The organism is Acinetobacter sp. CS-2 (assembly GCF_016599715.1).
Taxonomy (GTDB): domain Bacteria; phylum Pseudomonadota; class Gammaproteobacteria; order Pseudomonadales; family Moraxellaceae; genus Acinetobacter.
Map to the genome: position 1 here is coordinate 477189 of NZ_CP067019.1, position 14911 is coordinate 492099.

General features: G+C 42.7%; 15 protein-coding genes and 3 pseudogenes. 8 read left to right on the forward strand and 10 right to left on the reverse strand.

The window, feature by feature from the left end; genetic code table 11:
- Positions 1-129 precede the first annotated feature (129 nt).
- Together JFY49_RS02195 and JFY49_RS02200 are read left to right on the forward strand one after the other, a co-directional pair.
- On the forward strand, positions 130-780 hold the full coding sequence (locus tag JFY49_RS02195) for an HAD family hydrolase (protein ID WP_086195301.1): 651 nt from the start codon (positions 130-132) through the stop codon (positions 778-780).
- Positions 781-1051: 271 nt separating this feature from the next.
- On the forward strand, positions 1052-1297 hold the full coding sequence (locus JFY49_RS02200) for a DUF2789 domain-containing protein (RefSeq protein WP_086195302.1): 246 nt from the start codon (positions 1052-1054) through the stop codon (positions 1295-1297).
- Positions 1298-1349: 52 nt separating this feature from the next.
- Here JFY49_RS02200 and ovoA read toward each other — a convergent pair whose 3' ends face one another.
- From ovoA to JFY49_RS02215, 3 genes are all read right to left on the reverse strand, one after another.
- Positions 1350-3566 carry a 5-histidylcysteine sulfoxide synthase gene (gene ovoA / locus JFY49_RS02205; RefSeq protein ID WP_200223547.1) on the reverse strand — a complete coding sequence of 739 codons (2217 nt, stop codon included), beginning with the start codon at positions 3564-3566 and terminating at the stop codon, positions 1350-1352.
- Between the two features lie 147 nt (positions 3567-3713).
- Positions 3714-4586, reverse strand: coding sequence for a LysR family transcriptional regulator (locus tag JFY49_RS02210; RefSeq protein ID WP_166169129.1), 873 nt, complete (start codon positions 4584-4586; stop codon positions 3714-3716).
- 205 nt (positions 4587-4791) lie between these two features.
- Complete coding sequence (locus JFY49_RS02215) at positions 4792-5037, reverse strand: DUF2061 domain-containing protein (RefSeq protein ID WP_086195305.1); 246 nt, start codon at positions 5035-5037, stop codon at positions 4792-4794.
- A 200-nt stretch (positions 5038-5237) separates the two neighbouring features.
- Between JFY49_RS02215 and JFY49_RS02220 the strand changes: the two genes are divergently transcribed.
- The 5 genes from JFY49_RS02220 (at position 5238) to leuB (ending at position 9579) form a co-directional block, all read left to right on the forward strand.
- A complete protein-coding gene (locus JFY49_RS02220; protein ID WP_200223548.1) occupies positions 5238-5429 on the forward strand; it encodes a hypothetical protein in 192 nt (63 codons plus the stop codon).
- A gap of 250 nt (positions 5430-5679) precedes the next feature.
- Positions 5680-7113 carry a 3-isopropylmalate dehydratase large subunit gene (gene leuC, locus JFY49_RS02225; protein WP_200223549.1) on the forward strand — a complete coding sequence of 478 codons (1434 nt, stop codon included), beginning with the start codon at positions 5680-5682 and terminating at the stop codon, positions 7111-7113.
- Between the two features lie 22 nt (positions 7114-7135).
- Entirely contained in the window at positions 7136-7786 is a 651-nt protein-coding gene (gene leuD, locus JFY49_RS02230; protein ID WP_200223550.1) for a 3-isopropylmalate dehydratase small subunit, read from the forward strand.
- A 105-nt stretch (positions 7787-7891) separates the two neighbouring features.
- On the forward strand, positions 7892-8455 hold the full coding sequence (locus JFY49_RS02235; RefSeq protein ID WP_166169135.1) for a hypothetical protein: 564 nt from the start codon (positions 7892-7894) through the stop codon (positions 8453-8455).
- 44 nt (positions 8456-8499) lie between these two features.
- The gene (gene leuB / locus JFY49_RS02240; protein WP_200223552.1) at positions 8500-9579 is read left to right on the forward strand and encodes a 3-isopropylmalate dehydrogenase; all 1080 of its coding nucleotides are present in this window, start codon (positions 8500-8502) and stop codon (positions 9577-9579) included.
- A gap of 170 nt (positions 9580-9749) precedes the next feature.
- On the opposite strand, the pseudogene JFY49_RS02245 reads toward leuB, so the two are convergent.
- From JFY49_RS02245 to infA, 6 genes and pseudogenes are all read right to left on the reverse strand, one after another.
- A pseudogene (locus JFY49_RS02245) lies at positions 9750-10133 on the reverse strand (transposase); the annotation flags it as partial.
- A gap of 34 nt (positions 10134-10167) precedes the next feature.
- Entirely contained in the window at positions 10168-10914 is a 747-nt protein-coding gene (locus JFY49_RS02250; RefSeq protein ID WP_005262957.1) for an IS5-like element ISAba31 family transposase, read from the reverse strand.
- 79 nt (positions 10915-10993) lie between these two features.
- Positions 10994-11473 (reverse strand): annotated as a pseudogene (locus JFY49_RS02255) (transposase); the annotation flags it as partial.
- 77 nt (positions 11474-11550) lie between these two features.
- Positions 11551-11889, reverse strand: coding sequence for a hypothetical protein (locus JFY49_RS02260; RefSeq protein ID WP_200223555.1), 339 nt, complete (start codon positions 11887-11889; stop codon positions 11551-11553).
- A 152-nt stretch (positions 11890-12041) separates the two neighbouring features.
- A pseudogene (locus JFY49_RS17690) lies at positions 12042-12422 on the reverse strand (hypothetical protein).
- Positions 12423-12562: 140 nt separating this feature from the next.
- Positions 12563-12784: a translation initiation factor IF-1 gene (gene infA / locus JFY49_RS02270; protein ID WP_001284370.1), complete on the reverse strand. Its 222-nt coding sequence runs from the start codon at positions 12782-12784 to the stop codon at positions 12563-12565.
- 231 nt (positions 12785-13015) lie between these two features.
- Between infA and JFY49_RS02275 the strand changes: the two genes are divergently transcribed.
- A complete protein-coding gene (locus tag JFY49_RS02275; protein ID WP_086195313.1) occupies positions 13016-14023 on the forward strand; it encodes an AraC family transcriptional regulator in 1008 nt (335 codons plus the stop codon).
- Between the two features lie 81 nt (positions 14024-14104).
- Here the strand turns inward: JFY49_RS02275 and truA are convergent, their stop codons facing one another.
- Positions 14105-14902, reverse strand: coding sequence for a tRNA pseudouridine(38-40) synthase TruA (gene truA / locus JFY49_RS02280; RefSeq protein WP_086195314.1), 798 nt, complete (start codon positions 14900-14902; stop codon positions 14105-14107).
- Between the last annotated feature and the right edge of the window lie 9 nt (positions 14903-14911).

A 14911-nucleotide genomic window follows, 5' to 3' on the forward strand; every position in this document is an offset into this window, starting at 1 on the left:
TCTATATCCATCTCGAAAAAAAGCACAGCTTAAATGTTAAAAATTGCTATGATCTTAACGAATTTCTATCGACTAGCGGAGATAGATTTACAATTTTTTTCTTAAATTTCAGTTTTTACGAGTATTTTCATGAAATTGGCTTTATTTGACCTCGACCACACCTTATTAAATACCGATTCAGATTATTCATGGGGTGAGTTTTTAGTAAACGAGGGTTTAGTCGATCCAATCCGACACCGTCAAATGAATGACAAGTTTTATGAAGACTATAAAGCAGGGCAACTTGACCCGATTGCCTATAACGAATTCGTCTTTGAATTTTTAACCCAGCATGATAATGATTATTTGACTGAATTACATGAATTATTCATGAAAAAAGTCATTCGTCCACAAATGCGCCCAGAAGGTTTTGCTGCCATTCAAAAACACCGCGATGCGGGACACGAGCTGGTCGGGATTACCGCAACATCCGATTTTATTACGGCACCGATTTTTCACGAGTTTGGTATTACTGAAATTATTGCCACCAATGCAGAAGTGGTGGATGGCAAATATACGGGTAAAGTCATCAATACTGCATGTTATCAAAAGGGTAAATTGATCCGTCTGGAACAATGGCTGCAAGGGCGCGATATTGATGAGTCATGGGCCTATTCGGATTCATTCAATGACCGTTTCTTGCTGGAATATGCCGATCATGCCATTGTAGTCAATCCGGATGAGCGTTTGGAGGCTTTGGCCAAAGCGCAAAACTGGGAAATTCAGGACTGGTCAATTTAGGCAATTTGTTTTGATGGAGGGGAGAGCTGTATGGAATATGGTTATTCTCTCTGCTTTAAAAGTTAAAAATAAAAAAGGATTGCACCGAAGTCCTTGCATGTTTGTAGATAGTGTCTACCGATCTACTAAACCGGATGGAATGTTTTATATCGACTAAGGGACGATAAAATAAGCCTTACTATGATTATGCCTTTACCGTATAGTAGACTGAAAGCAAAAGGGTAAAAGACAAAATTTATAGTTTGAAATTGAAGAAGAATGGGAGAGAAGAATGAGCCAAACACGTCCAAGAATGACCAATCTTTTTGAGCAGTTAGGGTTAGATTCCAGTGAAGAAGCGATTGCCCTGTTTATTGCCACGCATCAGCTCAATGCCCAGACCAAAATTACCGAAGCGGAATATTGGACTGAAGCACAGCGCCAGTTCCTGGCAGAAAAAATCAAGTCTGATGGTTCATGGGCCATTATTGTTGACCAGTTAAATGAATCCTTACATGAAGATTCAGTGATTCAATAAAGATCAAAGCGAAATAAAGCCAATCCTCAGATTGGCTTTTTTGATAAAGGGTTTATTTTACCCGTTTCCATAAGGTCACTTGAGACAGGCTATGTTGATATTTACGTGCGGTTTCACGAATCACAAATGCCACATCCTGCGGCTCTGCAAGCATTTCAAAGTGTTCTTTTAAAAGTTCAGTCATACCCTGTAGCGTATACAAGTTTTCCCCATCTTTCTTAAAGCCCCCGAGCCATTCACTGCGTGCAGTATGTTCCTCTAGCCAGGTATAGGGGGAGGCCAGCATTAAAATGCCACCCAGTTTTAAACGTTGATGGATTTCGGCTAAGAAATCTTTGGGATGATGCAGGCGGTCAATCAAATTCGCAGCCAGAATAAAATTGTAATCAGTAAAATGAGGTTTTAAATTGCAGGCATCGGCCTGGAAAAATTCGACCCGATCTGCATGGGTATCCAGACCCAACTCTTTTAAGTTACAGGCTTTATATTCCATCAGTTCACCTTCAATCGGCAGGGTATAACGTAGCGTTTCACCTTGTGCCAGCTGTACCGCCTGCTGAATAAAGCGCGCAGAAAAGTCCAGTCCTGTGACCTGATCAAAATAAGCTGCCAGTTCAAAGCTGGCCCGACCTGTGGCACAACCGATATCTAATGCCTTCTCGATAGCAATATTCTTAAAATAGGGGTGTGCAAGGTTAATCAGGATTTGGGCAAAATTGGGCACGTTAAAATATTCTGCACCGTACTGAAATTCCAGATATTGCGAGATCATCTGGTCAGTTTCATACTGCGATTGAAACTGTTGAAGTTCTTGGGAGGCAGCGACATAGCGGAATCCGGCATGCTGGAAAAAATGCCGACGGAAGGCATAACGAGAGCTGTGCAAAGCCTCATTGCCAGCCGAAATCCAGGAACCTCCTTTGATTAGATTGTGTTGCTCGTCAAAGGTTGGGGTGCTGAAATCATCATAGATCGGATGCACCTGAAAACCGTCAAAAGGGTAAATTGGGGTTTCAGTCCATTGCCAGACATTGCCCTGAATATCAAAAAAATCACCCTGCTGAAAATGATTGACCGGGCAGGGACTGCTGCCATATTTCAGTTCGATGTTGGCCTGTTCAGGACTGGGCAGGTCAGGATCCAAACCGGCCACATCATACAGCCGATACCACTCATCTTCTGTTGGCAAGCGAATGCTTTGACCGGTTTTTTCGGCTTTCCAGTTGCAGAAAGCTTTGGCTTCAAGATAATTCACTTCTACCGGCCAGTCCCAAGGCATGGGGATTTCCTCCAGCATCAGCCGCAGTGACCAGCCATCAAGGGTTCTTCTCCAGAAGCTGGGGTGCGTGGCTTGAGAGAATTTCAGCCAGGCTTGTCCTTCTGCTGTCCAGTAGCGGTCAGTTGTATAACCGCCATCTTCCACAAAACTGAAGAATTCCTGATTGGAAACCAGATATTGTGAAGCCTGAAAAGTGGGAATATCCGCCTGATGCCGGCCATATTCATTGTCCCAGCCATAAAAGCTACTCTCGAAAGTCTTGTGCAGACTTATTTGTCCTGCAGGCACAGCAAGCAGGACATTTTCTGGAGCAACTCCAGTCATAACCTTGGCACGCCATTGTGGAAGATTGTAGACATAGTCCAGCCGCTGCTGGCGAATCAGGACTGATGAGGTTTCAAGATGAATCTGTTCATGTTCAATACCCATGAGGATCGACCACCATGGATGATTCCAGTTCAAGGGTAACGTCAGAGGGGCATGCTCAATCAGATTCAGTACCAGTGCTCGTACCTGAGCACGATAAGCCCGTACTTTTTCTACACTCGGCCAGTCATAATGCTGGTCATTCAGGTCGTCCCAGCTCATTTCATCGACCCCGACAGCAAAAATGCTTTCCAGCTGTGGGTTCAAACGTGTACTAATCAGTTTGCTGAGCAGCAGTTTATTGATAAAAAAGGTTGCCGTATGACCAAAATAAAAAATCAGCGGATGACGTAAAGAAATGGGCTTAAGGTAATAGGCTGCATCATTTCTTAGACAGTCAAAGAGAAGTTCATAGCTATCAAAAGTATTGAGGAAATAATCATGCAAGCTACGCCGTGCCGTGGCTTCATCAGCAAAGTTTAAATCCGGCGTAGGCAGCAAAGAAATTTTAGCGCTTTGCCATATATGTGGAGCATCTATATCGGCTTTGACTGGGTTGGTTTTAGATTGGGTTGTTTCGGGTGAATTTGTTGTAGATATTGTTGGTGATGAATCCCTCAGCATAGCCCCATACTCCTTCGAATTCTTTTGCACATTTAAAACATCTTGTTTTATGTGTTTTATTTAAAAGTACTCGAAAGCTGTGCCGCTGTGCTGAGGATTAAGGTAACAAAATGCTGCATCCAGGCAGATGCAGCACTAGAGCTGGTTTTAGTTGAGATGGGAGTTTTTCATCATGGCCACCAGTTCCTGTACGGCACGTGACTGGGTACGCCCCGGATGCCAGACCATGCCCAGTTGACGTTGCATTTGCACATTAATATCCAGCATTTGCAGATCCTGATTCAGCAGGGTTTTCGGTAATACCGACCATCCCAAACCAATTGAAACCAGCATGCGGATGGATTCAAGCGGATTGTTGCTCATGGTGATTTTCGGTTTAACGCCTTGCTTTTCGAATTCTGCCAAGGTGATTTGCGTGGTATAGGTTTGCGAGGCTGGCAATAGGCTTGGATATTGAATCAAATCTTCCAGACTCAAATGCTTTTTTTGCGCCAGTGGATGAAAAGGTGCCACCACAAAGACCAGCGGATCATTCCAGATGGTCACATAACTCAGGCGTTCATCACCTTTCGGCGGGAGGGTTAAAAAGGCCAGCTCCAGGTCACCCGCCAGTACCTGTTCATGCGCCTGTTCCGAGTCAACAAAATGCACATCTAAAGTAACTTCAGGAAATTTTTGCACATAATTGCGCAGATGCTGCGGCAGGTGATGCAAGCCAATATGATGACTGGTGCCAATTTTAAGTTTGCCTTGCACCTGTTCCTGTTCGTGACTGAGGGTATGGTGAATATCACCCAGTTCATTGAGCCAGTTTTTCACTTTCGGTAATAAGGAATGGGCAGCATGCGTCGCCTGAACGCCACGACCGGCAGACTCAAACAGTTTTACGCCAAAGTATTCTTCCAGGCTATGAATTCGTTTGGTCACAGCAGGCTGGGTAATAAACAATAAATCGGCGGCCATAGAAATAGAACCGGTTTCCATGACTTTAATGAATGCTTCAAAGGCAGCAAGATTCATAGGGAGATATCTGGTTATATTAAAGTTAAATAATTATAAAATATTTTTATACCAAAGGGGTGTTTCATCTTAAAAAAGACCGTAAAAAAAATGTATACAGATGTGAACTTAAAAGGTAAAAATAAAAAAATCACCCCATATGAATGGAGTGATTATAAAGCGGAAGCGGGCAAGCCATGATCTCTAGTTTGGGCCGATGCAGCCTTTAGATGACTATATTATTATTGCTATTCTGTCTTTGAGCTGGCTTGGCTTCCCAGATTTTTTCATGGAAGAAGAATGCGATTGCCTGAATCGTCGGCTCAAGTAGGCTGAGGGTTACTGCCATCCAGATACTTCCTGTGACGAAATAACCGACCAACATGGCAATGGTGATGTGCATAATGTAATAGCTAAAGGTTTTCTTGAACATACGCTGGTTGTTATTAACAAATTTTTGAATATGAGCCATGGTTTGTTCCTCAATCTTTGCCTCGGGATATAGCTAAATGATAATCAGTCTTATTTAATTTGTAAAAACGAACATTCTTATATTTTTAATCGGTTTTGTGAATTACTTAACTGGCTAAACTGAACCATCAATACAACAACAGGGGAATGGTATCGTCTGGAGATATATGTCTAGATATACTTTTCTGGCAGGGTGAACATATGGATATTAAACACATCAAATACCTCCTTGATATTTTTGAGGAAGCGGTGGAAAAACGCAGTCAGGTCTATGAAATTGCCGATGATGAAAATGATGAAAATCAGGCTGCCGCCGAATGTGGTGCAGCGAAAGCAGAACTCATCCGGGCAATTGAACAGCTTATCGCAGTGAAAGAAAACCCGTCGGGCTAAATCCTATCTGTATCATTCCATGCACGGCGCTTTAAATATGCCTGATTTGTTAAGTCTGAGCATAAGGGAGATAGCCGTGTGGTTTAAAAACCAAGAGAGGAAATTTTGCCGAAATTCAGGGTTTTAATAAGGTTAAAATTAATTCCAAAAAGTTTTTAAACTAATAAAAATGATAAATTAGATTTATGTGAATACGTGGTTATAATCGAAGTTAATGAAAGCATTACCCAGTTCTATGGAGCGCGTCGACATGGCAGGCAATACCCCAAAAGCAAAGACTTTATACGATAAATTGTGGGATGACCATTTAGTAAAACAACGCGATGATGGCTCAGCCTTACTTTATATCGACCGTCATTTATTACATGAAGTAACGTCACCACAAGCTTTTGAAGGTTTGCAGCTTGCAGGTCGTCAACCTTGGCGTTTAAGTGCCAATGTAGCTACGCCAGACCATAATGTGCCAACTTCAAAAACCGAGCGTGAGCAGGGTATTGCCGGTATTGAAGATGATACTTCGCGTATTCAGGTGCAAACGCTGGATGACAACTGTAAAACTTTCAATATTGTTGAATTTGATATTAACGATATTCGCCAAGGGATCGCGCACGTGGTTGGGCCTGAGCAAGGTTTGACCTTGCCGGGTATGACTGTGGTGTGTGGTGACTCGCATACGGCAACTCATGGTGCATTTGGCTGTTTGGCGCACGGTATTGGGACTTCAGAAGTTGAACATGTATTGGCGACCCAGTGCCTGGTTCAAAAGAAAATGAAGAACATGTTGGTGCGTGTTGACGGTAAATTGGGTCAGGGTGTTACACCGAAAGATGTGGTCTTGGCGATTATCGGTAAAATCGGCACTGCAGGCGGTACTGGTCACGCGATTGAATTCGGTGGTCAAGTGTTCCGTGACATGTCGATCGAAGGCCGTATGACTGTGTGCAACATGGCGATTGAAGCCGGTGCCCGTGTCGGTATGGTCGCTGTCGATGAGAAAACCATTGAATACGTGAAAGGCCGCAACTATGCACCGAAAGCTGAGCAGTGGGATGCTGCTGTAGCCTACTGGAATACCTTGCATTCTGATGAAGGCGCGCATTTCGATACCGTCGTGGTGTTACAGGGTGAAGAAATTGAACCGCAAGTCTCTTGGGGGACTTCTCCTGAAATGGTGATTCCGGTGTCCCAAGCGGTTCCAACGTTGGAACAGGCCAAAGATGACGTGCAACGTAATGACTGGACCCGTGCTTATCAATATATGGGTTTAAATGCTGGTCAGGCATTGGCAGACATCCAGTTAGACCGCGTATTTATCGGTTCTTGCACCAACTCGCGTATTGAAGATATTCGTGCTGCTGCTGAAGTGATTAAAGGCCGTAAAGTGGCTGCTTCAATCAAACAGGCGATGGTGGTTCCGGGTTCTGGTTTGGTCAAACAGCAGGCTGAAGCTGAAGGCTTGGATAAAGTATTCTTGGAAGCTGGTTTTGAATGGCGTGAACCGGGCTGTTCAATGTGTTTGGCGATGAATGCTGACAAATTGCAACCGGGTGAGCACTGTGCCTCAACTTCTAATCGTAACTTCGAAGGTCGTCAGGGCAATGGCGGTCGTACGCACTTGGTGAGTCCAGCGATGGCAGCTGCTGCAGCAATTGCCGGTCATTTCGTTGACGTACGTACGTTTTAATTTCGGCTAAAGGAGCAAAGACATGAAAAAATATACCGTTGAACAAGGTATCGTTGCACCATTAGACCGTGCCAATGTCGATACAGATTTAATTATTCCAAAGCAGTTTTTGAAATCGATCAAACGTACCGGTTTTGGTGACAACTTATTTGATGAATTGCGTTATCTGGATGAAGGCTATCCGGGTCAGGACAATTCAAAACGTCCAAAGAATCCTGATTTCGTTTTGAATCAGCCGCATTATCAAGGTGCGACTGTGTTGATTTCTCGTGCCAACTTCGGTTGTGGTTCTAGCCGTGAGCATGCGCCATGGGCGTTGAATGAATACGGTTTCCGTACCGTGATTGCACCAAGCTATGCCGACATTTTCTTCAACAACAGCTTTAAAAATGGCATGTTGCCGGTGATTTTGTCTGAAGAGATCGTCGATCAGTTATTTAAGGAATGTGCTGCGAAAGAAGGTTATCAGTTAACCATCGACCTGGAAGCGCAGGAAGTGCGTACACCATCGGGTGAGAGCTTTAAATTTGAAGTCGATCCGTTCCGTAAACACTGCCTGTTAAATGGTTTGGATGATATTGGCTTAACTTTACAAGCTGCAGATGATATTCGTACTTATGAAGAAAAGACTAAACAGTCACGTCCGTGGGTATTTCAGGAAATTCACGGTTAGTTGCTTGAATTTTCAGCGCTAGTAGTATCAGAGCCTAACTCTTGCTAATATCGGATCCATAAAAATATTTAGTTGGCTTTATTTGGTGAGGGTTGGGCTCGAACAATGACAAAAGTTTACGGTCAGCTTGCTGTACTGGGTCTTATGGCCGCATCCTTAAGTGCATGCCAAAGTATTGATACAGTACGAATTAAACATGTAAAAGAAACTGAAAGTAGCAAAACAAATGCCTTAATTTACTGTGCGGGTACTGCAAACTGTGAATTTGAACGTTTAAACAAAATTCAAATTATTGATGCAGCACAGCGCCGTGTAAATAGTGCTGCGGTTGAATCGGGTATTTTACGTTTACAGGCGAATTCCTTAAGTCAGCCGAATGCGTTATATCTTTCAATCCCTCCCGGGCAACATGAACTGGTGATCCGCTTTTATCCGATTTCCAAGGATCGTGCAGAAACCCTTCATGTTTTTCACCAGTTTAAGCCGAAGCAGCGTTACATTTTTAAAATGTACCGTGAACGCAACAAACAGCAGGGCAGCTTGCTGAATGTATCTGCACCTGAACCCTTATGTGTAGATCTCCTGCAAGAACACAAGACAATCCGACGTTTCTGCAGACCCTATAATGCCTTGACCGGTCTGGGCGAGTTTGTGGAAAAGAAAATTTAAAATCCCGTCGATTTAATCTATCGACTTCATAAATGGAAACACTCATGTCAAAACATATTTTGATTTTACCAGGTGATGGTATTGGTCCTGAAATCGTAAAAGCAGCTGAACAGGTGCTTGCACGCGTGAATGAAAAATTCAATCTGGGTTTGACTTGGGAACAGGGTTTATTGGGTGGTGCAGCGATTGATGCACATGGCGAACCGTACCCTGCCGTTACGGCAGAACAGGCAAAACGTGCGGATGCAATCCTGCTCGGTGCTGTCGGTGGTCCAAAATGGGATACGATTGAACGTTCAATCCGTCCTGAACGTGGTTTATTGAAAATCCGTTCTGAATTGAATTTATTTGCAAACTTGCGTCCAGCCATTCTTTACCCACAACTTGCCGGTGCTTCAAGCTTAAAGCCTGAAATTGTTTCTGGTCTGGATATCCTGATTGTTCGTGAACTCACTGGTGGTATCTACTTCGGTCAGCCACGTGGTATCCGTGAACTGGAAAATGGCGAGAAGCAAGGTTTCAACACTGACATTTATAAAGAGTCTGAAATTAAACGCATTGCCAAAGTTGCATTTGAACTTGCCGGTCTTCGCGGTGGTAAAGTATGTTCAGTCGACAAAGCCAACGTCCTTGAAGTGACCGAGCTTTGGAAGCAAACCGTGACTGCACTGAAAGAAGAGCAGTACCCAGAGATCAACCTGTCACATATGTATGTCGACAATGCCGCAATGCAGCTGGTACGTGCGCCTAAGCAGTTTGATGTGATTGTGACCGGTAACCTGTTCGGTGACATCCTGTCTGATGAAGCAGCGATGCTTACAGGCTCTATCGGCATGTTGCCATCTGCATCACTGGATGAAAACGGTAAAGGCATGTATGAGCCATGTCATGGTTCAGCACCAGACATTGCAGGCCAAAACATTGCCAATCCGTTAGCGACCATTCTTTCTGTAGCAATGATGCTGCGTTATACCTTCCGTGAAGAAGCCGCAGCGCAAGCCATTGAAGATGCAGTCGGCAATGTACTGGATCAGGGTTTACGTACTGGCGATATCATGTCAGAAGGCAATACTCAGGTAGGTACAGTTGAAATGGGTCAAGCAGTGGTTACTGCATTGAACTAAGTTCGCCTGACAGAAAAAACGCAGCCATGAGCTGCGTTTTTTTATGGCTTTTCAGAGGGTTTTAACAGGTATGGCCAGTGTAATGAACCGATGTGGCAATGTTGTGTTCTAGGCGATAGATAATTTTACATTGCAAGTTGATATCATAACCTGAGTTCGATGAAATCCACTTAACCTTTTAGCATATTTTGGAAAGTTGGCTTATTGGGGTTCAAACAATAAGCCACTACAGCAGCCATGATATTCACCATGAAGTTATTTACCGAACGATGACGTGAATGTTCAAGTTGATGTAAATTTTTTAATTGATCATTCACTGTTTCGATCAATCCTCTTCTGCAAAGTAATTGTTTTTCTTCTTCAGTTTGGATGGGTTTATTTTTCATATTCCGACGTGATGGGGTCAATATTTTCAGTCCTCTTGCTGCTAAAGCTTCGGCTTTTGCTTTGCTCAAATAGCCTTTGTCTCCGAGTAGGATCCCTTTTAATTCTTGAGTTAAAGATTCTAATATAGCAACATCATGAACATTTCCCGATGTCAGCTTGAGATTAATAGGGTCTGTTGACACTTACTGTTCATAATTAACCCTATAACGGTAGCCATAAAAATATACAGGCTAAGGCAACAGAACTTTGATAATTTCTTTTGAGCTTGTCATATCGAGTAGCTATTCCTCTAAATTGCTTTAATCTACAAAACATATTTTCAACTAAATGCCTGATTTTATATAAATACCAGTCCATATGGTCATTGTTCGATTGGCTATTCGTTTTCTTTGGTATATTCGCTTTAGTCCCTGTTTTCCTGATCTGTTCACGCAGTGGTTCTGAATCATAGCCTTTATCTGCGCATACCACTTTTGTCTCTTTTAAATCTAATGTTGATATTAAATCAGGCGCAACTTTAACATCATGTGTGGTTCCATCGGTAATCATGAAATCAATAGGATTGCCATGTGCATCAACAATCAAATGTATTTTTGAGGAGTTTCCTCCTACACTTTTAGAAATAGATTGATTCGCTATGCCGGCAGAATGTTGATGAGCACGTACATGAGAGCCATCAATAAAAATCCATTCCATATCGGGGCATGAGGCTAGTAATTTGAATAATCTAAGTAACTTACCGCTGCTTGACCAACGATTAAAACGTTTGAAAATAGAGTTTGAATGACCAAAACAAGAAGGAATATCTCGCCACGGACAACCTGTTCTAATTCTATAGAGAATAGCTTCAATAAAATTGCGTAAATTTGAGTTGTGGTGAATGGATAAATTACGCAGAATAACTTTCAACTTTTGCCAGTGTTGATCTGTCAGCATGGTACGAGGCATAGCGAATAGTAAAATTGGGTTTGGTGATTTGATTTTACTACTTCGCTATTTTTTTAAGCTAAAAGTGTCAACACACCCTAATTTCACCTAAATTATTGATAACGAGATGTAATTTAAAACCATAAAACCAACCCGTACTACTTTTTCCACGACCGGCCAAGCCTTTAAATACACGATGCCTTTTAATCCGAAGATTATGGCAAACTACCAATTTAGTGGAGTCAATGATACTGATTCCCGTATCTTTTCCTTTCACCTGATGGAAGAAACTACTCAGAGCTTGCAAACAACGGGGCATGATTTCAATAAATCGGTTGTAGCTAAGCAGTTTAGGAAAAGCAGATTTCCAGAATGGAACGATCATTTGGCAATAAAAATATTTGAAGAATCTAAAACCGGATTGATGAAATAAAATGACAATGGTCATTGCTTCAGACAAGCTTAAAGCTGACTTTTTCAACCTGGTTTTTTGATTAGAAATTAAAGCTTTCTCTAAAGATTCATTAAATTTTTTGCAGAAATCATCCAAAATACAAAATAATTCGGTAATATGATCCATTGAGAAGCCTTGTTTTATAACATTTTGTCTTGAGAACCAATATGTTACAAAAACAGGGCTTTTTTTCTACTCTTTTTTTATATCGAACTCAGGTTATCATAGCTTTGTGCTCGGGGTGTAACTTGTATAGGGATATAACCTGCATCGATATCGGCAGGATTTTGTGCCATTGGTACCGGAATGGTGACGGGACGAATGACGGTATAAGTGAGCGTCTGATCATTTGCGACAGGTGCTAGCACCTGCTGGTAACCTATACTGGTCAAATCTAGCCTAGCCTGAATGTTTTGACTGGTCTGCCCGATAAACTGCTGTAAATAGGCATCACGCTGCATAGCGGTTGTCGTAGATGTTGTCGTGCATGCAGTGAGTAAACTAAAAACCGTACAGCATCCCAAAATCAGTGTGAATTTCATGAGTTGTCCTCACACCAAATAAAATCAGTTTAAGTTAAGCAAATTGCAGGCAGAAATACTGTTGTGATTTGATACACGGTACAGAGAGGTGTAGCCATGATGCTAAGCCCTTATTCAATCTGATATAGACCCTTAACTTATGCTCTTGGAAATTAGCAAGCTCTACCAGTATAGTGAATGGATTGAACTATTTCGTCTTTCAGGTTAAATCCTACCTGACATTCCATCTTGATATTGTAGCCACCATTTGAAGGGGTAGGCATCGGTGCACCCATCGAAATACTGTGACTAATATTGGGTGTACCTATTGGAATATTCATATCACGAACAATGGTATAGCTGAGCAATTCTGTTGTCTGAGTCGGCTCTTGAGTGGTTTTAAATCCCATTTTATTCAGGTCAAGCTAGCTACGAACTTGTGCTGCAGTTTGACCAACATATTGTTGTAGAGACTGGTTAAGACGATGAGAATCACCTGTTTCACATGCTGCGAGCATCAGGCAGGAAAATAGGGTTAAATATTTTATTTTCATTTTTTTTAGCATATCTGTTTAATTTTAATTAAATTATAGTCGTGAAATTATCAAACTGTGTCAAATTGTTTTATTGAATAATAAAAACTGAAGGTAATAAAAAAGCCACTCAAAGGTGGCTTTCATGCTTTCGCTAAAACTTAGCGTGCACGGTAAGTAATACGACCCTTGGTCAAATCGTAAGGCGTCATTTCTACTTTCACACTGTCGCCAGTTAAAATACGAATATAGTGCTTACGCATTTTACCAGAGATGTGGGCAATCACTTCGTGACCGTTCTCTAAACGTACACGGAACATAGTATTAGGAAGCGTCTCGGTGACAACGCCTTCGAACTCGATGAGTTCCTCTTTATTGGCCATAGCCTACCTGAATGAATAAATTGGAAAGGCGCAAATTATAGTCAATTTTTTTGCATAAAACAAGGCGCAATGCGGCTTTGCTCGTTCATCTGTCAGTTAAATAAGCGAACCCTCCGTATACAGATTTTCTGTAAAAAAGCCCATTGTCATGTTGTCAGTTTGGTCAATCGCAGTTAATCTAAAATCAATCTTTTTAAGTATAAATGAAGAACATACAAGGAAGGTCTTTGCGTGGGTCAGCTAACTGATGCATCAGTTGTTTTACGATTGGGTTATCAAGCCATCCGTCGTGCAGGTTTGCCAACTGAAGAAATTTTAATGAAAGCTGGTGTGGCCTTAAATCAGGTCGAAACCAATGACCGTACCCCGCTTAGTGCTCAATATGCGTTTTGGGTGGCTGCGGAAGAGGTCAGTAAAGATCCCGATATTGGTTTGCATTTGGGCGAACACCTGCCTTTATACCGGGGGCAGGTGATTGAGCACCTGTTTATTTCCAGTGAAAACTTTGGTGAGGGGCTAAAACGTGCACTGGCTTATCAGCGCCTGATCAGTGATGCCTTCCATGCCAAACTGGTGATTGAAGATGACCGTTGCTATTTGACCAATGGTGAGCAACCTTGGGGCGAAAATATTGTTAATCGGCATTTTTCCGAATGTGCACTATCCGGCGTATTGCGTTTTTTCAAGTTTATTACCGAAGGTCGTTTTCAGCCCATCTATATCGATTTTAATTTCAGTCAGGGTGCACCTGATGATGAATATTTCCGGGTCTATGAATGTCCAGTCAGCTTAGGGCAAAAAGAAACCCGTTTATATTTCGATCCTGCAATTTTAGATTACCAGTTATGGCAAGCAGAGCCAGAACTGTTACAGTTACATGAGCAACTGGCGATTGAAAAGCTGCAGGAACTGGCGCGTTATGATCTGGTCGGTGAAGTACGCCGTGCAATTGGTTCAACTCTAGAAAGTGGTGAAACGACCTTGGAAACCGTAGCCACACATTTAAATATCACGCCGCGCCGTTTACGTACCCAGCTGAGTGAAGCCAATACCAGTTTTCAGCAAATTCTGTCCGACTATCGTTGCCGGTTGGCAAAGAAATTATTGGCCAATACGGCAGAAAGCGTGGAACGGATTGTGTATCTGACTGGGTTTTCCGAACCCAGCACTTTTTATCGGGCTTTTAAGCGCTGGACCAATGAAACACCAGTGGAATATCGTAAAAGAAAGCAGCGGTAATTTTTGAATCCTCCCCTAACCCCTCCTTTAATAAAGGAGGGGAACTCCTCCCTTTAAAAAAGGGAGGTTGGGAGGGATTTCTTATTCCGGCATATTCAGCCAATGCGGGCCTAATGGCATTTTCGGCAGATCAAACTGTTCCGGATAATCAGCGTGGATAAAATACAAGCCATCCGGTGGTGCGGTAATTCCTGCTGCTTTACGATCTTCAGCGGCAAAAATATGGTCAATATGGTCAACTTCATACATGCCCTGACCGATTTCCAGTAAACAGCCCATAATGTTGCGTACCATATGGTGCAAGAAGCCATCTGCCTGAATATCTAACACCAGATAACAGCCATGTTGAATGAGGCGACAATGTTTGACATGCCGAACCGGCTGATTGGACTGGCAGGCTGCGGCACGGAAACTTTCAAAATTATGCGTGCCTTCAAACTTTTTCGCCGCTGCAATCATCTTCTCCACATCCAGCGGATAGTAGGCATGCGTGACCTGTTTATGCAGAAGTGCAGGGCGCTGCGGATTGTTATAGACGACATAGCGATAACGGCGTGCCTGAGCTTTAAAACGAGCATGGAAATCGCTGTCCATTTCCTTGATCCACTGGAAGGCGATATCTTTAGGAAGCTGACTGTTTGCCCCCATCAGCCAGCCACGAATCGGGCGAATAGCATTAGTATCAAAATGCGCGACCATATTGGTGGCATGGACCCCGGCATCGGTACGACCCGCACCATGTAAGATGATCGGTTCATCGGCAATTTTGCTCAGTACTTTTTCAATGGTTTCCTGCACGCTTGGTACGCCAGGCTGTTGAGTTTGCCAACCTCTATAACGAATGCCACAAAACTCAATACCGACTGCAAAACGTTGCATATTTACCTC